At 48.5% G+C, this 22,342-nt stretch carries 21 protein-coding genes; 14 read left to right on the forward strand and 7 right to left on the reverse strand.

Going from position 1 to position 22,342, the window contains the following annotated elements; genetic code table 11:
- Positions 1–6: 6 nt before the first annotated feature.
- The 7 genes from C5O19_RS11355 to C5O19_RS11395 form a co-directional block, all read right to left on the reverse strand.
- A complete protein-coding gene (locus C5O19_RS11355) occupies positions 7–1,560 on the reverse strand; it encodes a hypothetical protein (RefSeq protein WP_104712178.1) in 1,554 nt (517 codons plus the stop codon).
- Positions 1,557–2,102 carry a terminase small subunit gene (locus C5O19_RS11360; RefSeq protein ID WP_104712180.1) on the reverse strand — a complete coding sequence of 182 codons (546 nt, stop codon included), beginning with the start codon at positions 2,100–2,102 and terminating at the stop codon, positions 1,557–1,559. Before C5O19_RS11360 ends, C5O19_RS11355 begins: the two co-directional genes overlap by 4 nt.
- Entirely contained in the window at positions 2,089–2,391 is a 303-nt protein-coding gene (locus tag C5O19_RS11365; protein WP_104712183.1) for a hypothetical protein, read from the reverse strand. The genes C5O19_RS11360 and C5O19_RS11365 overlap by 14 nt, the downstream gene beginning before the upstream one ends.
- Before the next feature lie 900 nt (positions 2,392–3,291).
- Complete coding sequence (locus C5O19_RS11380) at positions 3,292–4,050, reverse strand: hypothetical protein (protein ID WP_104712189.1); 759 nt, start codon at positions 4,048–4,050, stop codon at positions 3,292–3,294.
- Positions 4,047–4,382, reverse strand: coding sequence for a hypothetical protein (locus tag C5O19_RS11385; protein ID WP_104712192.1), 336 nt, complete (start codon positions 4,380–4,382; stop codon positions 4,047–4,049). Before C5O19_RS11385 ends, C5O19_RS11380 begins: the two co-directional genes overlap by 4 nt.
- 30 nt (positions 4,383–4,412) lie before the next feature.
- Positions 4,413–4,880 carry a D-Ala-D-Ala carboxypeptidase family metallohydrolase gene (locus tag C5O19_RS11390; RefSeq protein WP_104712195.1) on the reverse strand — a complete coding sequence of 156 codons (468 nt, stop codon included), beginning with the start codon at positions 4,878–4,880 and terminating at the stop codon, positions 4,413–4,415.
- Positions 4,880–7,147, reverse strand: coding sequence for a hypothetical protein (locus C5O19_RS11395; protein ID WP_104712197.1), 2,268 nt, complete (start codon positions 7,145–7,147; stop codon positions 4,880–4,882). Before C5O19_RS11395 ends, C5O19_RS11390 begins: the two co-directional genes overlap by 1 nt.
- Before the next feature lie 276 nt (positions 7,148–7,423).
- Between C5O19_RS11395 and C5O19_RS11400 the strand changes: the two genes are divergently transcribed.
- From C5O19_RS11400 to C5O19_RS11465, 14 genes are all read left to right on the forward strand, one after another.
- Complete coding sequence (locus C5O19_RS11400; protein WP_104712199.1) at positions 7,424–8,065, forward strand: hypothetical protein; 642 nt, start codon at positions 7,424–7,426, stop codon at positions 8,063–8,065.
- A gap of 2 nt (positions 8,066–8,067) precedes the next feature.
- Positions 8,068–8,466, forward strand: coding sequence for a hypothetical protein (locus C5O19_RS11405; protein ID WP_104712202.1), 399 nt, complete (start codon positions 8,068–8,070; stop codon positions 8,464–8,466).
- Between the two features lie 4 nt (positions 8,467–8,470).
- Positions 8,471–9,550, forward strand: a complete 1,080-nt coding sequence (locus C5O19_RS11410) for a major capsid protein (protein ID WP_104712205.1) — start codon at positions 8,471–8,473, stop codon at positions 9,548–9,550.
- Positions 9,550–9,957, forward strand: coding sequence for a hypothetical protein (locus C5O19_RS11415; RefSeq protein WP_104712207.1), 408 nt, complete (start codon positions 9,550–9,552; stop codon positions 9,955–9,957). The genes C5O19_RS11410 and C5O19_RS11415 overlap by 1 nt, the downstream gene beginning before the upstream one ends.
- A 13-nt stretch (positions 9,958–9,970) precedes the next feature.
- The gene (locus C5O19_RS11420) at positions 9,971–10,297 is read left to right on the forward strand and encodes a DUF6706 family protein (RefSeq protein WP_104712210.1); all 327 of its coding nucleotides are present in this window, start codon (positions 9,971–9,973) and stop codon (positions 10,295–10,297) included.
- Positions 10,298–10,601: 304 nt separating this feature from the next.
- Positions 10,602–11,063, forward strand: a complete 462-nt coding sequence (locus tag C5O19_RS11430) for a hypothetical protein (RefSeq protein ID WP_104712214.1) — start codon at positions 10,602–10,604, stop codon at positions 11,061–11,063.
- Complete coding sequence (locus C5O19_RS11435) at positions 11,060–11,470, forward strand: hypothetical protein (protein WP_104712216.1); 411 nt, start codon at positions 11,060–11,062, stop codon at positions 11,468–11,470. The genes C5O19_RS11430 and C5O19_RS11435 overlap by 4 nt, the downstream gene beginning before the upstream one ends.
- 21 nt (positions 11,471–11,491) lie before the next feature.
- On the forward strand, positions 11,492–11,995 hold the full coding sequence (locus C5O19_RS11440) for a hypothetical protein (RefSeq protein ID WP_104712219.1): 504 nt from the start codon (positions 11,492–11,494) through the stop codon (positions 11,993–11,995).
- A 58-nt stretch (positions 11,996–12,053) separates the two neighbouring features.
- A complete protein-coding gene (locus tag C5O19_RS26020) occupies positions 12,054–12,566 on the forward strand; it encodes a hypothetical protein (RefSeq protein WP_165795895.1) in 513 nt (170 codons plus the stop codon).
- Between the two features lie 86 nt (positions 12,567–12,652).
- Positions 12,653–12,787, forward strand: coding sequence for a hypothetical protein (locus C5O19_RS26360; RefSeq protein ID WP_255157692.1), 135 nt, complete (start codon positions 12,653–12,655; stop codon positions 12,785–12,787).
- A complete protein-coding gene (locus tag C5O19_RS11450) occupies positions 12,784–17,319 on the forward strand; it encodes a tape measure protein (protein WP_104712222.1) in 4,536 nt (1,511 codons plus the stop codon). Before C5O19_RS26360 ends, C5O19_RS11450 begins: the two co-directional genes overlap by 4 nt.
- Positions 17,319–18,512, forward strand: coding sequence for a hypothetical protein (locus C5O19_RS11455; protein ID WP_104712224.1), 1,194 nt, complete (start codon positions 17,319–17,321; stop codon positions 18,510–18,512). Before C5O19_RS11450 ends, C5O19_RS11455 begins: the two co-directional genes overlap by 1 nt.
- Positions 18,497–22,000 (forward strand): hypothetical protein, encoded by a 3,504-nt coding sequence (locus C5O19_RS11460; protein WP_104712226.1) that lies wholly within the window; start codon positions 18,497–18,499, stop codon positions 21,998–22,000. Before C5O19_RS11455 ends, C5O19_RS11460 begins: the two co-directional genes overlap by 16 nt.
- The gene (locus C5O19_RS11465) at positions 21,984–22,328 is read left to right on the forward strand and encodes a hypothetical protein (RefSeq protein ID WP_133163351.1); all 345 of its coding nucleotides are present in this window, start codon (positions 21,984–21,986) and stop codon (positions 22,326–22,328) included. Before C5O19_RS11460 ends, C5O19_RS11465 begins: the two co-directional genes overlap by 17 nt.
- Positions 22,329–22,342: the final 14 nt, after the last annotated feature.

A 22,342-nucleotide genomic window follows, 5' to 3' on the forward strand; every position in this document is an offset into this window, starting at 1 on the left:
CTGTGATTAGAAAAACAGTCCAGTTAAATTCTGAGGTGCTGATACGGTAGCTGGGTAGAAGGTGTTAGCCAGGGCGTCAAACTCGTCCGGTGAGCGGCTTAGACGTTTGACAATCTCGTCCTTCGGCTCAATGATGATCGAGCCATTTGATTGAAACTTCCATTTAATCTCGGTAGCTTCCTCAAGCAAAGAAGGGCTCGGAGGCAGCATGGCGTTTTGATTATTACGAGGGTTAAGCCAATCGCGTACGGCCCAGAACAGATAAGCCCGCATGTTGGCAAATTTGTACTGACCTGTGACATCGGTTAGGGGTTCTTCGCTTTCGTCCTTAGCTGCTTCGCTGTACTTACAAGAAGCGATTTGTTCGACTAGGCCCAACTCTTCCAGACGGGAGTACACGCCGGCCCCCTCGCCAATTGTATCGATTAGGGCAATGGCCCGTTTATCTTTATCCAGATGATGCTTTACGGCTCCGGCAATTTCCATGTGGTTGGCCCGGCCGCCGGAGTTCTTCTTCCGGATCTTGCTGACAATGTTGTCGTGACGGTGAACGAAGCAGGAGCTATCGCGGCCCATGCCGGCCACGTCAACGCCAATACGCTGCAGGCCTGGGTACTGATTGACGCGGTAGGTTTTGTGGTATTTCTCCCAGCGTTGGTTAGCCAGTTCAATCCACTGCTCGGGTATCAGCGAGTCCTCGCCTACTTTGGGAAATTTGCCAAGAATCTTGATGCGGCATAAATCCTCGGGGCGGTATAGCTTGCCGTCAAACTCGAAATCGTCTTCTTCCTCGGTGAACTCGTCAGGTCGTATTTCTTTGGCCCAGAGTTCCAGCTTATCCTTCACCCACTCGTAATCAACCTGACCCGGGATGATTTGCTTTTTGGCCAGTACGTTAGGAGCGGAAAGGGAGGAAAGCCGAAACCGGGACCAGCGTTCGCCCTTCTGGCTTTTAGCGGCGTATCCGATCGTTGTGTTAGGGTTGAATACAATCAGAATCCGGGAATTGCCTTGTAGGTTACCTTCTATAGCTGCAAACGTATCGTCTGAAATACCAGAAGCTTCCGTAATAGCGAACATGGTATTTACGGCGTGAAAGCCAGACCATGCCTCGTGATTGTGTTCATCCGCTTTAAAACCCGTGAGAAACCATTCTTCGTTATCGGTTCGAATGTCATAGGCGTTGAGCCGGCCTGGGAAAAGTACCCCGTTTCGCTTGGCTCGGTTAAAAAGCCGCGAAATCTCCGGCATCATGATGTTTTTCACCTGACGATCGGTCGGAGCTGTAAGAGCTACTTTCGTGTTTTCGATAAGTTCTTTTCCCCGCCATTTCGGCGTCAGATACATAAAGCAAATCGCGGCTACGGCCGTTACGAAGTCTTTACCTCGGGCAGTACCCGAGGCCACAGAGGTACGCGGATTATATTGTACGCTCGAAAGTATAGCTTCCTGCTCTTTGTCCAGATTAACGCTCAAAGCTTCTCGGGCAAATTTGCACCAGTCCTCTGTCCAAGCACGGACCTGATTCTCACCCTGCTTTTCGAATTCCTGTTCACTCATTTTACCTGGTTCACTTGCTGTAAAAAATCACCAAACCCCTTATTCAGACTTTCCCCTTTCGTGGTATGGTCCTGCTTGACGGGGGCGTCGTAGCCCATCACTTTACGGATACCCTCTAATGCTCTGAGCTTGTCCCAGAGCTTAATCTTTTTAGTCTCACCGATAGGAATACCCATCTCCTTCATTTCCTCAGTCTCAGAGCTTGCCAAAGCGGCGGCTTCATCTTCGGTTAGTTCAGTTACTTCTTTAAGTGAACCGTTCGGATTGAAATAGCACCGGAGGTCTGCGAAGGCGATTCGGGCATACTCAAGCAGTACCCGCTCCTTGTTGATCAGGTACTTATTTTCAAGCTGCTGGTTAAGTTGAGATTTCTTTTCCTCGATATAGGATCGAATCTGAGGCAGCTTTAATAATTGAGCAGCTTTTACGTCTGCTGTCCGGGGCGAATAGCCAGCACGGATAGCCGCCTGAGTACCGTTCAAATCAATCAGGTACTCATCGCAAAACCGCTTCTGCTTTTCTGATAATTTAAGCTCTGTCATCGGGGTTATGAATTAAAACCAGGTCCGTTAATACCTGCACAGAACCGAAGTAGCTACTTAGACGATCATATAAAGCCTCACCGCTTTTGGTGCGATATAGCCTTCCAAAAGCCTGCTGTTCTCCCGTGTCATCGATGTACATCATGATAAGAGCCTTGGCCCCGAATCGGCGGAAAAACAGCTTACAGATTTCTTCATCGGTTAGCTCACCTACCGGAAGCTTTTCAATCTGACTTATAGTCCTTATCCCGACTTCGGTATCAGTAGGATGTTTACGCTTTTTTGCCATGGCGTCTTTCCTCCATCAGGTTATTCATGAAATCGGTAATCTCTTGAAGGCATTTACAATCAAATAGCGTATGGGCCTCGGGGAATAAGGTGTACTTCCGCCAAGCGCCATAGTATTTGATCTCTGCCAACTTATGGCCGTATCGCAGACTCTGCACTTCGAATATTTTAGTCTTCCCTGTGTCCCGAATCTGGACAAACTTGAGGTAGGTTTTGAAAGGTGATGACATATCCTTAAAAGGTTAGTGGAAACACTGGACACGGTGGAAACACAATTCACTATGACTTATACGCATTAGGCGTTTAGGCTGTAAATACCTTATATCTTACGCCCTAAAGGCCTATTATTTCTAAGATAGATTTTTTGTGTTTCCTGCGTTTCCATAGAGGGTCAAATCACTGACAAACAGCTTTTTACCCGGAAACACAAAGCCTATTTTCTTGCGTTTCCTGCGTTTCCAGTGTTTCCGCACCGGTTAAAAGCTTGTGTTTCCAGCGTTTCCATCCGTTTCTGGTTTTTGGCGGGTACAAACCCAAGCTAAAGTCACCGTACAACTGAGCATTCCCAAGAAAGAGGCTACTGCCAAATAGTATTCGTGCTCCATAGACTTTTCATTTTGCAATAGTTAAGATGATTACTCCCGCTCCTATCAGTACGCCGCCAGCACCTTTCAACTTGCCGACTAGCTTAAGCCCACGTATCTGGCGTCTTAGGTCTGCTTCTGCCTTTTCCCATTTTCGACGGTCGATCTCGTAAAGTTCCAACTCCAAGCCTCTGGCCTTCTCGCTCAACAGCAAAGCTTTCTCAGCCTCTCGACTCTTAGCCGCCTGAGCATAGTAGAGAGGCTTCAACTTCTCGTATTTAATTACCGAATCTTCTAAGGCTAGAACGTACCAGGTCTCAAAGTCTCCGTTGGGCGTCTTTTGAGCGACGGACACCGTCACGCAACTTCTGACGATCAGCATCAGAAGCCCCAACAGCCTTAATGTCTTTAGCTTTCTTTTCATAACTGGTTTCAAGGGTATCTACTACGACTATTAGGCAGTCCAGGCGTCGCCTAGAGTCTGACAGGTCGCTATAGGTGTTATGCAGGTCAATACGTTTTACGGTTTCTTTATCAAGGATGACGCGGGGTGCTGGCCAGAAAATGAGAAGTAGCAAACAGAACATGATCCCAACGATCACTATAGAGGTTCTGGCCCGGTTTTCCGTCCATTGGCGGGCAATCTCTCGCTGAATACCTAACAGGAATTTATGCAGGAGCAGGTAGGCTTTAGGGAACTTGTCTTCAAACCAGTCGTTCACTTTTTCGACGATGCGGGCTAATCCTGGGATAAACTTAGTGGCGTACCAGCTCGTATCCGGCTTCCCGGTTTTGCGTTCAGTAGAGCGGCGTATTTTGGTGATTTTGATCGCTCCTATCACAAAAAACACGATACGAGAAGCCCATACTGTGTCGAAATAGGCCGACTTACCATAGTTTTCCGGCAGAAAAGGGACGATGGTGTTTATCCATCCGGTAGCAAGGAAAGCAACCGAAAAGAGTAGCTGGTAAAGCCATTCCAGAAATTCGTCGGGTTGATTCTTAATGTTTTCCCTAACAAACCAGCCGCCTAAAGCGAGGCAGGCAATGCCGTATGCGATCTCAAGTATGTTCATGTCAAGTCGGTAAGGTTGTCTGGTAGGTGATCAGGCTGTTTGATTGCATATTTTCTCAGTTTAACTGCGATGGGTGTTCCGCCTAAGGCTGAGCCGCCCGCTATGAGCCAAGTCCAGAATCTATCAAGCTGCTCAAATTTGAAGGCTACAGCCACTGTCAGGAACAGGGATATGCTTACGCTGATGATGATATCCACCCATATGTAAGCCTGGTCTTCCTTGATGCGCTGCCTGTATTTGAGACAGGTCATCACTGTTGTTCCTATCAATGCCGCCGGGACAAAAACCACCGATACGTCTAATACTTTTGTCCAGTTAATTATCTGCTCCATCGTAGCGGCGTGTGTGGGATATGCAAAAGGTTATTTGAACGGCGCGTAGACCGTCTTACCAGCTACTTTCGTAGCCTTGAGTATTTCACGTCTGTTGCCCTCTTTTGCGAGAGATACATGCACCCAGTCAGGATCTTCGTCTGTGCCAAACTCCCAGATGAGTTGATCAAAAGCCAGGTATTTTCGGATATAGTCGAAAAGGTCCCGATTCCGTGTGCCGTTTACGCCCGAGCCAAGGTCCAAGTCCATCGCTTCACCTTTTACATGTTGTGAGCTGCGAGCGCCGCCAATAGCGGAATTCAGCTTAGAAGACCGGTAAAAGGATGTAACTGGGATGGGTATATTGAAGTGTTCTCGAAGCGGCGTATGCACCCGGTCGGCTACATACGCCATACGTTTCAGCGTCTCAGTGCCAGGTGTATTATCAATACCTAGTCGAGCCGCCGTAGCACTGGATGTAGCCTCTTTGTAGCTTACGAAGGTGCTGATCTTTTCCATCAGATTTCAGCAGTAAATGAGTGAACGGTAAGCGGCTCGAGCGTCCGGCTGAACGTCTTTCCGTTGTGCCGAATAAGCACCTGTTGCGATTTACCCGCGTTATGGAAGGGCTGACCAGCAGTAGCCACCACCCAGAGTTTGCCATTCAAAGAGGCTCCCCGGATATAACCGCGAGGTTCCAAGTGTGCATCTGGGTTTGTTCCGGTACGTGGTGTGTCCTTCACCCAGGTCTTGCCGCCGTCGAGTGTGAATTCAAGCTGGATGTTGTATTGGGTAGCCGGGTTATTCAGGAACTCGTTATAGGAATACAGGCGAGCTTTGCCCAGCTCTAAGGCGTAGTTGGAAGCTAACCAGGGGCGACCATCTGTCCATAAGTAAGCGCCACCTCCAAAGCGGAATGTACCCATAACGCCCGCCCAAACGGGAAGGCTTTCTTGAATCCATTCGCCAATTTCAAGCCAGTTGAACGAAGACCACCAAATCTTCTGACCGTTTTCAATGTAGTATCGGCGCTCACCCCCATTATCACCGCCTTCATAAGTCGACATATACCACTCAAAAACAGAAGCTCTTAAGCTAGCGGGCAGCGTACGGAAGAAATTATCGGTCCAGTCAATTTTAGCACCAATGGATTTGATAATGGATTTTAGCCCGTACTCTTTTTCCGAAGAGTATGGTTTGCCTTCACCGATCACCGAGCCATAATGCTGAGGGTTATCCCATTCCTGCCGCGGCGTACGGAAATAGGGGACGGTACCTTGGAAAATATCAACGCCGGCATCCCGAAACATCTCGAAGCGAGGCGTTGGGCCGATATGTTTTTCTGGGTGTGCAGGACTGCCGCCACCTTCAACCGCTGAGTTATTATGCGAACCAGAGTATACGAGTATGCGAAGGTTGTCGTACTTGTCCGTGGCGTATTTAATAGCTTTGGCCGTACTGACTACCCCGCCGTAGGTGAAGAAATCCCCTGATTCCCAGTCTACGTCAAGAATATGATTAGCTGGCCGTTTATCCCACCCAATGGCTTGAACAAGGTCCATCAAGTAGCCAGCTACCCGTTCGTTTACTTCCTGCTGACTGTTGGGCCAGGGGTTAGGATCTTCCTCGCCGTTCGCTAGACGCGGCTTGCGGGGCCAAACGTCATCCAAGGCATTTTGGTACATCATCCGGTAAGCACCTACGTGTTCCGGAATGTTGTATTCTTTAATCAGCTCCCCTACTCGTGCCCAGGTGATACCTTTGGGGTTCCATTCTTTGTGATAAATACCACCATAGTCTGCATCAAGGTTCAAATGCACATGGCTGATCATGCCTTTACGGGCAAAATCAGCTTGAATGGCAAAGGGTACATTGGATTGCAGAATGTTGATCGCCCCATCTGCCAAACGGTAAACGGGGATTTGCTCTAATCCTTTGGAAGGGTCGTACTTGATAGCTCGTATTTCACCCTCTTGAGTTTCGGGTTGCGGTTCTACGGGCTTATTAGGCCCGTTAGGCTTTCCCGGCTGGCTGTGCTCGCCAGTTTCATCGGGCTCTTCTACGATTGGAGCTTTGTAGGTGAATTCCGCGAAGTTTTCGGTTTCCTTTGGATTGGCGTAGTCGTTTATATAGAGCCGTAACGTCTCGCCATCCTTCAAAACCTCTCGTTTATCGTACAAGGATACTTCGATATCACCTTCAGCATCCACTTTCAAACGGCCGTCGTTCCAACCATGAATGAATTCGCCGCCTTTGTAAGCGTCACCCCTGCTTACTGACCAATTAAAGCGTTCTGCAGAGCTGTAGTTGGATAGACCCGCCAATACAGAATATCCCTCCATTTCAGCGTTATGAATCTCAATTTTCTTACCCTGCTCTTCGGCTTCGTACGTAAAATCAATGTATGCCTCTGACCCTTGTACGCCAGGCAGGGCCAGGTACAGTCGATAACTTACCCCGTTACGCAGCTTATTCCTGAAAGGGCTAAGGTTGATTTCCACGAAGGAATTTAGAACCATTAAATTCCCCCTATCCCCGTCGATGAAGTTAGGATTGGCTACGTAGGCATCTCCTTCATAAATCGACCAATCCAATTTTGAGCCTTCAGCTACGTTGCCAACCTGCGCTTTGAGGCCGGTTGCGTTACCCTCGAAGAGCTTAATCTTGATTTGCTTACCCGGCGTCTCTCCTTTTACTGCCTGTTGGTACTTATCGGCAGAAATCTCCTGAACGCTGGTCGGCGTTCCGTTTATCTGCTCAATTGCGAAGTACTTTTTGTCAGCCATTTGGGAATATTTTTACAAGTTTTAATTCTTGTATTAAACCGATTTATATCCAATAAACAACCACTTAATAATCTTATTTTCAAGCCTTATTAACCAAAATAAAGACCCATAATTATATACATAATTAGATCTATAATTGTATATAACTATATGATTATCAGTTATTTAATACAAACAAAAGTATCAAAAATTATTTGCAAAGTATTTTTTATTTATATTTTTGTGACCAGCTATTAAATATCGTATACACAAGAATATGTAACGTATTCAAAACGTATGAAAAAAGAGATTTTAGAAGCGTTAAAAAACAAGTATAAAAACTTGGGTTTTACGGACAAGGCTTTTGACGGGGTGGCCGACTTCTTAGCAAAAACCGTTACAAAAGCAGAAGAGATTGACAATGCCATTGGTGGGGTCGAAGATCTTCTCAAAGCGTTCCAGGGCGATGCAGATAAGCGCGTTAACGAAGCTGTCGAAAAAGCCAAAAAGGAAACAGGCAAAGGGGCCGAGCCTGAAAAGAAAGAGGAACCAGAAAAGAAAACCGACGTACCTGATGATACGCCTGCCTGGGCCAAAAAGCTGATTGAGGAAAACCAAAAAATGGCCGAAAAAATCAGTGCAATTGAAACGGGCAAGACAACAGATACTCGGAAAGGTAAACTCGCTGAAGTGCTTTCGGGCTTTTCGGATGCGTACAAGAAGACGGTTGAGAAGAATTATGCCAGAATGGCTTTTGCCACTGACGATGACTTCAATGCTTACTTGGAAGACGTGAAAACCGACGGAGCGGAGCACCAGCAAACAGAAGCTAACACTGGACTTGGCAGCGTTACAAAACCCGCTCAGTCAGGATCTAGCTCTGTTAAGGTGGCATCGAAGGACGATGCTGTCGTTAAGGGCGTAATGAACGCGATTTAAATATGGCAACAACGAATCTTAACAACGATTCTGTGTCAATCGTCTCAGGTAAGGACTCCGTAGTTGTCCCCCTGGTACTTGATACCATTCCGGGCGGTCGATCTTTGAATGTTACAGGGTTTACGCCTGCGGTTATTCAGGCCGGACACGTAATCATCATGGAAACCGCTACCAAAGATTACAAGCCCATGCCTTTGAACGGCGGAGCTACGGCTTATGCCGCTTTACCTACCGGGCATGAGTACGTTGGTGTTCTGATTTCCAGCATTCCAACCAAAAAAGCAATGGCGGGTATCGTGACACGCGGTCGCGTGAACCCGGCAGCGGCCCCTTTTTCAATGTCATCAATCTTGGCAGCCGTCAAAACCGCTCTGCCGCTTATCGATTTCCGGGAGGACTAATTAGATGGAACAGTCACTTTTCATTGATTGGGTAAGAAAATACTTCCCGGCAATTGTAATCAGTATCACCGAGCGGGTAAACGGTACGGGTAATCCTTTAACGTATTTGCACAAAACGCTTTTACGTAGAGACTTCTCTGTCTCCGGTAAGTGGGAAGCTCTTTCCGCATCGAACACCCGGGTTATGGCCGACATCGTAGCCATGGATTCGGTATTGCCCCTGAAAAGCCGGGATTCGATCGGTAAAGCGGCTGGCGACATTCCTAAAATGGGTATGGAGCTTAAGCTTACGGAGCAACAACTCACGGATCTGGATACGCTGGTGGCTTTAAAAGCTTCTGAGCAACAAATCCTTACCAAGTTGTTTGCTGATACGTCCAAAGCAATCACAGGCGTTCACGAGCGTAACGAAGCTATTTTCCTGCAGGGTCTTTCTACGGGCGTTGGTCTGGTAGAGGACGATAAGAACGTAGGGGTAGGTATTCGCCTGGATTACGGTTATTTGACGGCTAACAAGTTTGGCGTTAGTACGCTGTGGTCAACGCCTGCAACGGCTAAACCGCTTGATGATCTCCAAAAGATGATCGACAAGTCGAAGAAAGACGGCCGGGCCATCACCAAATTCTACACGGACAGCTTCGCGTTCCGGAATATGGCGGCTACCACTCAAGTGAAAGAGCAGTATGCTTTTATTAAAGGATTTGTCGGCACGAGTATGCCGATTCCTGATTTAGAGCAGGTGAATGAAGTTTTGCAGCGGAAGTTTGGAGCCACGATTGAACTGGTAGACCGTTCAGTAATCTTCGAGAAAAACGGCGTTCAGACCTCGTACAAGCCTTGGGAAGAAGGTGCTTTTGTGGCTATCACCAGTCCTCAAGTCGGAACGCTTACCTACGCTACCCTGGCTGAGAAAAACCATCCCGTATCAGGTGTTACGTATGAAGAATCAGAAGAATACATTCTGGTATCTAAATACCGTACGAACAAGCCCCTGGCTGAGTTTACCAGCTCTCAGGCCCGCGTTGTTCCGGTGATCGTAGCGGAAGGTATTTATCTGTTGAACACTAAAACCGTTCAGGCATAATGGCAAAGTCAACATACGTAGTACTTCAGGAATTCCGCGATAAGGACAACTTCGATAAGAAGTACGAAGTAGGCGAAGAAGTAAGCTTTGATGGTCAGCGTCTGGAGACTTTAACCGGTCTTGGCTTGATCCAGCAAAAAGGCGGCGAAAAAGCCTCAGACCCTAGTAAAACCGATGAGGACAAGCAGACCGTTTTCACTGAAGTCCCAGTACCTCCGTACAAAATCGGAGATATTTGGAATAAGGGCCAGGAAGTTTTCAAGGCAGTAAAGGGCAAGGCTAAGAACGGAAAATTTGCCGACGCTGACTGGGAATTAGTACAGGCAGAACCTACCCCTCCTGCCGATAATACCGGCGAGGGTGGAGAGGTAAATGGTACAGGCGGTTCGAATCCTTTACTGGACTAACGGAGTACCCTATATGGCAACAATACGGGAAGTTTTGGTTGATAGGTTTTCTGAGTTGGATGTAGAGCTCTCGGCCGTTAAGGTGGAGACTCTACTCACCGACTCGGACTTAAACGGCGATGCTACGTATAGCAAAGGTCGTAAGAAGGATATTGACCTAATCATCGCCCATTACATACCCGTTTTGTTGAATCGAGCTGATGTAACTGAGGGCGGCTTTTCAGTCAAATACGACCGTAACAGCCTGCTTACGTATTACAACTACCTATGTGCTCAGTTGGAAATCGAAAATGTTTTCACTGCAGCTCCGGTTGTACAGGATCGCTCGAAGCTATGGTGAAGCAGTATGCATACGAGCTTTGGGTATTTCAAGTCAGTGAAAGCTACCAGAATGGTAACGGAGACTGGCTAGAAGGTACGTCTGAGTGGGTAAACGTTTCAAAATGCCGGGACGAATCTAACTCTAAGGGCCAGAGCATTAATCTGGTTGATGGGTCGTCTTATCGGTTTGAATCGCTCATCCAGTTGCCTAAAAAAGCACCCAAGGTGGAAGCCGGGACCAGGGTTGAAGTCCGAGACGGTTCAGAGGTTCGTTTATCAGCGACTGTTAAACGTTTCTCAAAAGACCAGTTACACTCCCGGATATGGGTATAAAGCCGAAGTTCACCAAGGCAGAAATCCGGTCAACGTTTGTGCAACGGAGAGACCGCATTGAGCAGGCTATTCTAGCGACGCTGATGTATCTGGGTGAAATGTGCGTAAACCATGCGCGCTCGGTTAATACCTATCAGGATCAGACCGGTAACCTTCGAAACAGTATTGGCTACATCATTGTCAAAAACGGCAGGACGATAGCTTCTTCCTTTGTCAAGTCGGTTACGGGAACGGTTGAAAGTGATGAGGACGGCGTAAAGATTGGCAGGGGTCTAGCCAGAGAATTAGCTAAGCAGCACAATACCGGATATGCACTCATTGTAGTGGCTGGTATGAATTACGCGGCTGCAGTGGAATCGAAAGGCTTTGACGTATTAAGCTCTGCTGAGCACCTGGCTGAAAAAGAGTTTCCCCGAATGATCCGGGATCTGAAATTGCAAATCGCAGCATGAGAACCACCTTTGATCAGGAAGATATATTGTACTCTATACTGGCTACATCTGCTGTCAAAGCCGCTGTGTCTGGTGGGCTATACAAACAAATCCGGCCTGATGATTCCAAGCTGGAAGATGTGGTAATTAACTCTCTCCCTATTGACCAAGGCTCCGTACAACGCAGTACAGCAAACGTAAACGTGTACGTGCCCGATATCCAGATTAAGATCAACGGAAAGAACCAGTATCAGCCTAATACCACCCGCCTAAAAGCGCTTACTGCCCTCGTAGTTCCTGCTTTACAAGAGCGGTACTCATCCGAAAAATGGAATTTCTGGATTAGCAATCAAACGACGTTCCGAGAGCCGGAAATCAATCAGCATTACTTGAATCTTAGAATCGAGTTCAAGTTTCATAATTCGTAATCACCTTATTTTCAAATTGATATGGCAAGCGTTGTTACGTTAGGTTTAGCCTCAATTGAAGTAGGCGCCGTAGCTGGTGACGGAGGTCCCGGCACAACCCTTACTTCCCTGGGATACACGTTCGAAGATTCTTGTACGATGACGCAGGATGATCCGGAAATCAATGAGTTTTTCGCCGAAGAGGTTGAAGACCCCATCGTGCGGAAAATGAAAAAAGGCCGGACTACGTTCGCCTGGCAACTCATGGATCCCGACGCGGAAACGCTTCAAAAAATCTTTGGAGGTACCGTTTCATCCGGTACTCCGAAAACATGGAGTGCTCCGGATGTCACCCCTTCTATCGAACAGACGGTTAAAATCACACCTCACGAAGGTTTAGTGATCACCATTCCTCGCGGCTCACTGGTAGCCAAAGTAAATGCCCAGTTTAGCCGTAAAGGTATGTTCCTGGTTGACATTTCCGTTGTGCCGCTAAAGCCCAAAAAGGCCGGTGTCGGTACGATGCAGGCAACCAATCCGGCTTAATTCTCCCCGACTTTAAAAGCCCTGGATCACTCTGGGGCTTTTATGTAATTACCCACCTATGGAGGTCAATCCTGAAGTGTTTGATGCCTTACAGGCTGAAAAACAAGAGCTCGACATACTCATCGAAAACGGCGTCAAATTCAAGACGCCCATTCGGAGCTGGCTACGCTTCCTGAGTAAAAAGAAAGAGCGAACCTTCATTATCCAGCAACCCTATTTAGGCACTCTGGACTATATCACTGCCGAGTACATCCGAATGGATTTCTCGGACGAGCGAATCAAGGAGGACCCGCTCGGCGAATCGAAACGACTGGCCCTGGTGAATGCCAAACGCTGTGCTCGCATCATCGCCCTGTGCATTCTCAACGGTAAGCTAAAAATAGCTCTGTTCTCGGGTGTGTTGACGCAGTATCTGCTTTGGCGGGTAACCCCTTCCAAGCTATTCCAGATTGCTCTATTGATCAACACGATGAGCAACATCGCGGATTTTACAAACTCTATCAGATTGATGTCCACAAACCCAAGGGCGACAGCTCCGGATCTGATAGAGAAGAAGGAGCCAAAGGCCTAAAAAGCCCTTTTGGTACGCGCGGGGCCATTTGTGCGCATTATGGCTGGTCATGGGAATACCTGCACTGGGGACTTCGCTGGCCAATCATGCAACGAGTTCTCATCGATGCCCCTGGCTACGAGATGCCTAAGCCGGAAGAGAAAGAGGTCAAGGAAAAGAAAAAGCTGACCAAGCAGAATGCCAAGGACATCATGAATTACATCAATAGTCTTGACTCATGAACAATTCGGGACCACTCGATTTTGAAGCCGATATCGACGATAGTTTTTTCAATCGAAAGATTGACGAGATGCAACGTCGTATCCTGGGTTTCGGAACGTACGTTACCAACGAAACGGGCAAAATCGACAAGGGTTTCAAGGGCATTAGTCAATCTGCAGTACACTTTACTACTCAGCTGAGCGATGTTCCCGGCCAGATGAGTAAAGCCAGAAGCGAGGTAAGAGCCTTTGATGGAGCTTTGGGTTCAATTCGCGGCTTACCTCCTATCCTGAACCGTCAAATCAGCGATGCTCAACGGGGCTTTGAAGGCTATTCCCGTACGGTACGCTCCGAAAACGACAGGATTGGCCAGAGCTTCAAGATGATGAGCCAGTTGGCTGCTGGCTATTTGACGTTTGCATCCCTTCAGCAGCTTCCCGGTGAAATCATTAAGGTAAGAGGTCAATACCAGCAATTGGAGATTGCCTTTACCACCATGTTGGGGAGTAAGGCAAAAGCCGATGCGCTGATTGCTGATGTTGCCCAGTTTGCCGCTAAAACCCCGTATGGTTTATCTGATACGGCTCAGGGAGCTAAGCAGCTACTTGCATATGGAGAGCAGGCCGAGAAGATTATTCCGACGCTTACCAAGCTTGGGGACATTGCCTCGGGTATTGGCGCCCCATTAAACGATATTGTGTATTTGTACGGTACCACGATGACTCAGGGCCGTCTGTATACGCAGGATTTAAACCAGTTCACGGGTCGCGGTATTCCGATGATTCGGGAACTGGCCAAGCAGTTCGGGGTAGCCGAAAGTAAAGTCAAAGACCTGGTCGAACAGGGGAAAGTAGGTTTTCCAGAGGTGCAAAAGGTCATCGATAATCTGACCAAAAGCGGTTCGATGTTCGGCGGACTCATGGAAGCTCAGTCTAAATCCTTGACAGGCCTTACCGCTCAGTTGGCTGATGCCTGGGATGCCATGCTCAATGAAATTGGTAAGAGCAACGAAGGACTGCTCAATTCAGGAATTGGTGCAGCTTCTGCCCTAGTTGAGAATTACGAGAAGGTCATTGATGTCCTCAAAGTGATGGTGGCCACTTATGGTTCTTACCGTACAGCTGTAATAGCCGTTTCTGTTGTTGAAGGGATTAGGGCCTCAATGACGACTGTTGAAACCATCAAAAAGTTCAACGGAGCTAGCATGGTGGCCGTTCAAGTTACCAAGCAGCTAACTCTTGCTCAGACAGCCCAAGCTATCGCTTCTCAAGCCGCTACTAAAGCACAAACAGCTTTTAACGCCACTCTCCTAGCCAATCCGTACATAGTTGCCGCAACTCTGTTAACCGGTTTGGTTACTGCGGTGGTATTTTTCAGAAACGAAGCTACCGAAGCCGAAAAGGTACAGGAACGTTTAAGTGAGGCCATGAACCGGGCTACGGAACAAGCATCCTCTGAAATTGCCAAGATTGAGATCCTTAAAACCCAGATTACTAATGAGAACCTAAGTCGGGAAGAGCGTAACAATAAACTTCAGGAACTTATCCGCTTATCACCAGATCACCTCAAGGCATTAACGCTTGAAAACGTCGCTACCGCTGACGGCACAAAAGCCATTGATTCTTACGTCAATGCATTGAAGCGTAAGCTTGAGCTTCAGGAGATTGAAAAGGAGTTGACTGAATCTATTGATCGGCAAAGACAGGCCAAAGAAGGAAAATTTGATTTACCACTCTCTAAAGCTCTGGCACTAGGGTCTACTCAAACGGGTAGTATTACAGGTGTTCCTTCTACAAATAGAAACTTTGCCCAAGAAACTGACCGCGAGCTTAGAAAGTATAATGACGAGGTTTATGCCAATGAGGAAAAACTACAGGCAAAGCTCAAGGAGCGGGTTAAAACGATTTCCGAGGTTGGCAAGGCTACCACATCTACCGAAGGCGGCAATCAGAAAGCCGTAGCTAAAACAGTTGAATGGTACGACGCTCAGATTAAATCTCTGAAAGAGCAGCAGGCCCAGAGTGCTACCTCCCGGGCCGAGTTTGATAAGTTCCAGAAGCAAATTGATGCCCTCGAGAAATCCCGTAACCGGTTGACGGGTCAGAAGACTAAAGCCGATAAAGATGCGGAAAAGGTTGGTCCGATGGGTAGTCTTTCCTACTGGGAAAACGTAGCTAAGAAAGCCCAGGAGGTTATCGATAAAACCCCTGAAACCAATAAAGGGGTACTAGCCCGGCAAAACGCCATTAAACTGGATGCTGAACGCAAAGCGGCCGCGATCCGGAAAACCCTTGAGGTGAAAACCTTTGAGGATGAACTCGCTGAGAAGAAAAAGCAGTACGAACTCTATACGAAATGGGTTGAATTCGTCGACAAGCAATCCGCCGACGAGCGGTTCAGCGATTTGCTCAAAAATGGTAACACGTACGCTGATTACCTCAAAAATGAGATCGGTAAGCTCAAAGCCCTAGAGGACGAAGGTACTATTTCCGTAGAAGGCTCAAAGAACCTAGTCTCGTTGAATATCCAGTATCAGGAAGCCACGGGTGCTAAAACGGCCATTGATCTGTTCCGGGAAAGCCTTACCCGTGCCAAAGATGAAGCGAAGAACCTCACGGACTACCTGACCGAATTAAAAGCGAAACAGGACAGCCTGGAAGGCGACACTACTGATTACGGCTTTGAAGCCCGACAGGCACTAGCTGAGGAAATCAATACAACCGAAAAGCAGCGTAAAGAGCAGCTGGCGCAATTCCTCAATCAGGTCCTCGGATCCGAAGAGCAACGACTCGCGGTTTCGAAGAAATACGCTGACCTCAGAGCGGCTCTTGAGAAAAAGTTCAACAACGATCGAGGGGCCGAATATCAGAAAGCTTTAAAGTCTATCAACACGGCTGAAAAGCGTGAATACGAAGAACTGGCCATTCAACAAGCCGAAGCTTCTCAGGCCTTTAAAGCGCTAAACCAAGAAATTACCGAACGCGGAAGAGAGGCTCTGAAAATACGAATCAAGCAATTAAATGAGTACTTGGCCGAACTTAAGAAAAAAGGGCTTCAGGAAAGCGAGTATTATAAAAAGTACACAGCGGAATTAAAGAATCTACAACCCCAGCTTGACAAAGACCGACTTGATGATTACCGCGTTTTCGCAAGTTTAATGGGTGATCTAGGGGAAGCCCTTTCGCAGGTAAACGGCGGCTTAGGTGAAACGGGCCGATTGCTTTCGGGCATTTCCTCCCAGGCCAACCTGGTAACGATTGCCTTTGACGAATCAGCTTCCAAAACGGATAAAATCGCTGCCGGCATCTCGGGTGTGATTGGCTTGATTGACATCATTGCTTCTTCAGCTCGCCAGCGTAAACAGGCAGAAGAAGAGTACTACCGCTCAGTCATCTCCCAGCAACAGCAATACAACATTCTTCTCAATGACCAGGTTGGGCTGCAATCCGAACTGAATGAATCGGTTTTCGTTAAGGATTTCCAAGGCCGGCTTAAGGACGGTATTGCTAAGCTCAATGATGCCAACGAGGGATATCAGGAAGCATTAGATAAGCTCACCAATGGACGGGCCAAAGCCGGCCAGAAAAACGCGGTAGACGGGGCCAACATTGGCAAAGGCATTGGAGCAGGTGCAGCAGCCGGGGCGGCTATCGGCTCAATTGTCCCCGTTATTGGAACTGCGGTTGGAGCTATCGCCGGTGGTATTGTTGGGGGCATCGTAGGACTCTTTGGAGGCAAGAAGAAAAAGGATGAGTGGGGTTCCCTGCTTGAAATGTATCCGGACCTGGTCAAAGAAGCCGCCGACGGCTGGGAAGAACTCGACGAAGAACTAGCTCAGACTCTCATTGATCAGAACCTGGTGGATGAGAATACGAAACTCCTGTTGCAAAACACGATTGAGTGGATGCAGCAAATTGAAGAAGCCAAGGAGCAGGTTAAGAACGTCGTTTCTGAGCTGGCCGGCTCCTTGGGCAATACGCTACGGGATTCACTGGTAACGGCCTTCAAAGAAGGTACAGATGCTGCTCAGGCCTTCGGTGATAGTGTTTCCAAGATTTTAGAGGATATGCTCTCCCAGCTCATTTTTAATCAGGTCTTCTCAGCGAGCTTTAAAAAGCTCCAGGACGAAATGATTGCCAGTTACGGCCCAACCGGTGACGGCAGCTGGATTGATGACTTTGGCCGCTTCTTTGGTCAGGCCGACGAGCTTTGGAAACAATTCTATGCCAGTATCGAAGCCGCTCAATCGTCTGCCAGCGCGTACGGACTTGATATCTTCAAAAAGACTGCCTCAGGTAAAGATGCCGCCAATACAGCCCTTTCCGGAGCTATCAAAGGTGTATCCGAGGAAACGGCTTCGGTTATCGCTGGCCAGATGAACGCCATCCGCATCAATAGCGCAGAAACGCTATTCACCATGAAAACGGCACTAACTCAGCTTACCGAAATCGCAGCGTATTCTCGCAATATGCGGTTTTTGGAAAGCATTGATGAAAAGTTGGGCTCGATTCAATCATCAGACCCCTTACGCTCGAAAGGAATTACAGGATAATGGCAGAGAACGATAAAATACTGGATATCCCATTTAACGACCCGGACGGATCGGAGGAAGCGCATGACCAGTCCGACAACCAGGCGAACGCGGCTCTGATCGGAGCACGGTTCACGCAAGGGCGGGTAAATCGGGCGGTCAACTTTCCGGGCGAAGGAAGAGCGGAGATCACCCAAAAGCTGATTCCACTGGATGGCGAATACACTTTTACCTGCTGGGTGATCGCTGATGAGTTTGTGGATGGCCCAAACGCTTCCTGGATTCTTTTCAAGTTTCCCGGCGAAGGAAATTACGTCTACGTGGATTTACACTCCCCCATGACGAGCTGGACCTACGTGGCCATCATTCAGGAAACCGATAAGGTCAGTGTGTATTTGAACTCGCGCTTTGTGGGATCAGAAGAGTTTCCGCCCGAATGGGGAGCGCCTACAGGCTGGTGTCTGCTCAACGACAACCCTTTCAACGGGACGGGTCACAGCAGTTATGAAGATTTGACGATTTACCAGGGCATTAATTCCGGTGAGATCATTACCCCTCCCGTTGCAAACATGGAAGTTACCTACTCAGTAAATGGACGCAATTTCAAAGATTTTGGCGTCTGGGTGTCAGAATCCGATGGGGTAATTGACAACCTGAATATGAAGGAGCCCTTCAAGGTGGAATGGGACGAATACCACGGCGAAGTAATTGATTTGAACCGGCCGCGCTACGATGTCCGTGAGATTTCCCTTTCCTGCTTCATTGAGGGCGTAGGCCGGGATGAGTTTCTGGATCGGGTGAAAAACTTCCTGGCTGAGTTCACCAAACCGGGTACTCAGCGCCTGATGATTCAGGTTCACTCGAGCAAACCTCTGGTATACGAAGTGTACTGCCGGGAATCGGTCAACCTGCAGAAAAAATGGTCGGATGACCTTATGGTAGGAACGTTCGTTCTCAAGCTCCGTGAGCCCGAACCCGTTAAAAGGGTGCTCAAGTTCACCGGAACTGGTACGGCTACCATTACGCTGACTTCCAAATGGATGACTAGCATTTACTGGGGTGACGGCTCAAAAACCCGTAACGTCTACGGTACCAACAAAACCGTTTCCCACAATTTCACTACCGGCGGAGATCATTACATCATTGTTGCTGGCATGATTGAAGAGATGACCGGATTTAGCTCGAACGCACCCATTGTATGGAATCAGTTGTAATCATAAAAGCCAACGGTACTGAGTTACCACTCATGCAGCAGGAGCCCGTCATCACCGTGACGAAGGCTCAGCAGTACCGTGAGCTTTTGGGGGAAGATCGGGTAATCGTTTCGGTTGAATCAACCGCACCCCTGGATATTGAAATTGGAGATAAGGTAATCGCTTTCGGTGAAGAGTACGTACTCAACGTCATGCCGGTTGCCCGCAAAAACAGCGCCCGTAAGTTCGTCTACGATCTCACCTTTGAAGGCCCTCAATACGAGCTTTTGAAAGTCGTGTATTTCAATACGGACATCAACGGCGTAAACACCTCCAATGAATTCTCGCTGACGGGTGATCTGCAGATGTTCGCTAACGTGCTCATCAATAATATCACCCGGGTGTTCGGTTCAAAGTGGACCCTGGGAAGCGTTGAGCCGTCCATTGTCAAAACCCTCTCCTTTTCGAATGAGAACTGTCTGGCCGTACTGCAAAAAATCTGTCAGGAATACAGCACGGAGTTCGAGATTATCCGGTCGGGCAATGGAAACCGAACCCTGAGCTTTAAAAAGGTTGGGCAGCTACTTGGCCACGTTTATGAGTACGGCCGCGCCGGCGGTCTGTACAATTTGAAGCGCGAGACGGTTTCCGATAAGAATTTCATTACCCGCCTCTATGCCTTCGGGGGAGAGAAAAACCTGAAGTCCAATTACCGGAATTTCTCGCCGCGGCTGCGGATGAACACGTCAGGCAGCTACTTAGAGAATGCCGCCGCCAAAGCCGCCTTTGGACTTATCGAGGGTTCGAAAAACTTTGATGAAATCTATCCGCACCGCACGGGGACCGTGACAGCACTGGGCGGTGATAAACTCACCTTCACGGATGCAGGGATGGATTTCGACCTAAGTGAAATCGTACCCGGCAGCACGACGACCGTAAACGGGAAAGAAGTCAGTCAAACCAAGTGGCTGATTCAGGGCGTATCGGCAAAAGTGCATTTCAACACTGGCAATTTGGCGGGTTACGAATTCGAGATTGCCAAATACGCTCACGCCAGTAAAACCTTCACGCTCCTACCCTTCAAGGATGAGCGGGGCCTTGAGTTTCCGGGTGATTCCGGGGCGTTCTCGATTGCCGCAGGTGATAAGTATGTGCTGCTTGACATTGTCATGCCTGATAGCTACGTGGCCACTGCCGAAGCGGAACTACAGGCCAAAGCCCAGGAATACCTGGATGACAATTCAGCGCCTCGGGTGCAGTACAGCCTTGAGGTGGATGAGATGTACCTCTCAGACTTTGCCTCGGAGGGAGCGCTGACGAATTTCTACGCCCTGGGTGATCAGTTGCAAATCAAGGATGCTGACCTTTTCATCGACAAGGCCAGTCGCATCATTTCCTTCTATCGGGATTTGCGCTATCCCTACCGCTATACGGTCAACATCGCCGATACGTACGACGTCACGCTGATTGAGCGGATCATTGCCGATAATTCGGATACGAAAACGATCATCCGGATTAATGACCTGCGCGATGCGGCCCGGGCCCGTTACGGCTGGCGTACCACGCAGGAGTTACTGTCCATGATTTTCGATACGGACGGCTACTTTACCGATGGTCACATCAAGCCCGAAAGCATCGAAACGATGATGCTCGTGGTAGGTGCCAAGTCGGGGCAGTTCATTCTAAACGTGGTCATTGAGCCTAACTATCAGGGCAACTTCAACGTTGTAAAGGTGAATGCGGGAACGCTCACCCACTACACGATTGAGGAAACGATTCGCACTTGGCAGATTCAGATTCAGACCTACACGATCTCAGACAATGCAGCCCGCTACATCTACGCCAAGTGCAGCAAGACGAATTACTCCGATGGCAACATCATTTTTTCAACTGCCCAGATTAAGCCCGACGACGACCCGAATTACTACCACTTCCTGGTAGGTGTTCTGCATGCGGTGGATACTACGCTCGGCGTTCGCTGGTACAGTTTGACGTACGGGGCTACCAGTATCAACGGCCGGTTCATCAAAACGGGACGGATCCAAAGCTTTGACGGCACTACCTACTTTGATTTGGACGCTGGCGAGATAGCCGGTTACATCAAGTTCATCCGCTCGGATGGTACGGTAAAAGACGTTGCCGAAGTTGATCAGGATCTGAAAGACTTTGTGGATGTGGTTTACGCTGGCGATAAAGAAGAGCTCCAGGAGCAAATCGATAAAAAGGTTGAGACCTGGTTTCAGGATACAAACCCCGCCACCTGGCCCGCAGAAGACCGCGCTCAGCACACGGGCGACATCTGGTACAAAACCAACACTAACGAGGCCTTCCGCTATGATGGCGCCTCGAACGCTTGGAATGCCATCAAAGACAAGGATGCGCTGGCGGCCCTGGCCAATGCTGCCAAAGCGCAGGATACGGCTGACGGCAAGCGGACTACGTTCGTAGGGGCATCAAACCCTGTCCCACCCTACCAGATTGGCGACATCTGGCTTAAAGAAGACAAAATCCTTTTACGATCGGTAGCAAATCGGCTGGAAGGTCAAGCGTTCAATCCGCTCGATTGGGTGGAAGGTACCTATTACGATAATACTGTTACGACCATCGATGGTGGGATTGTCACCTCTGGCCGCATCCAGCTGGCCGGTGTGAACGGTTCGATCCTGGCGGGTATATCCGGAGAAGGTACTACAGACGCTTCTATTCGGTTCTGGGCCGGAGCCTCGTACGGCAATCGGGGTATCGCTCCATTCAGGGTAAACCAGGGCGGTGAGATGTGGGCCAGAAAACGAATCGAGTTACTTAATGAAAATAACGTTGGAGAAGCTGGAATTTCTGGCTCTAATACATCAGCTGACGGATCTATTCGCTTTTGGGCAGGAACTCCTTACGAGAATCGAGGAAATGCCCCTTATCGGGTTTTGGCCGATGGCACTTTCTTCGCCACCAAGGGCCAGATAGGCAATATGCGAATTGCTGACGGGGGGCTATCCAACCTGAACGCGTCGAACGCTTTCATTGGTCAGGCTAACGTAGTTCTGGAAAGCTCCACGGTTAAGGCCCGCATTGGTACCAACGTATTCTCAGCGGCGACGGGAATTACGGCTGCCGGCTACTTCTATAATTCAGGCAACGGATCTGCGGACTACGCAATCATTGTAGAAGGTAAAGCAAAATTCGACCAGCTCGTATTAACGGGAAAGCCTTATCTGCACGTCAGTGCGGGCTCAGGCTTAACAACGATTAATCCTGATCTGTACGACGTCGTATTTGTGAACAATCCTCCCTCAGGCGGACTAGATAATAGTTTTCAAGTCTCTTCAAGCCCTAACATCTCTCCCGGCAAGACGATAGCCTTTGTGAGCATGCGCAACGAGTCCTTCTATATAATTAATACTATCAGAGGTACCAGCTCTAACCTTCAATTCAATGGCGGTAGCATCGTGACAATCGTCTACGCCCCAGACAACAAATGGTACATCCAAAGTAACTATGACAACAACTGGTAAGATGACACAGCTTGAACTCACCATAACGGATCGTGCGATTATCGTTTCGCTACTGCCCCAGCGGGGCGGTAAAATAAAAATGCTTGTAGCCAAGTCAATAATGGATCTGATAGAATTCTCGCTGTCCGAAATCCAGCAGTTTGAAATGAAGGATTCTGGCGATGGCCTTATAACCTGGAATCCGGCAAAAAGCCAAGCCTTCCAATTCGATTTTTATCAAGATCAAATCGACCTCATTAAGGAATGTCTGGCCGATGCCGATAAACGGGAAGCGATTACCCGGGAGATGTTACCCTTGATTACCAAACTCGAAACAGTAAAAAATTAACTCGTTCACTGGCA

It is taken from the genome of Siphonobacter curvatus (assembly GCF_002943425.1).
GTDB classification, from domain to species: domain Bacteria; phylum Bacteroidota; class Bacteroidia; order Cytophagales; family Spirosomataceae; genus Siphonobacter; species Siphonobacter curvatus.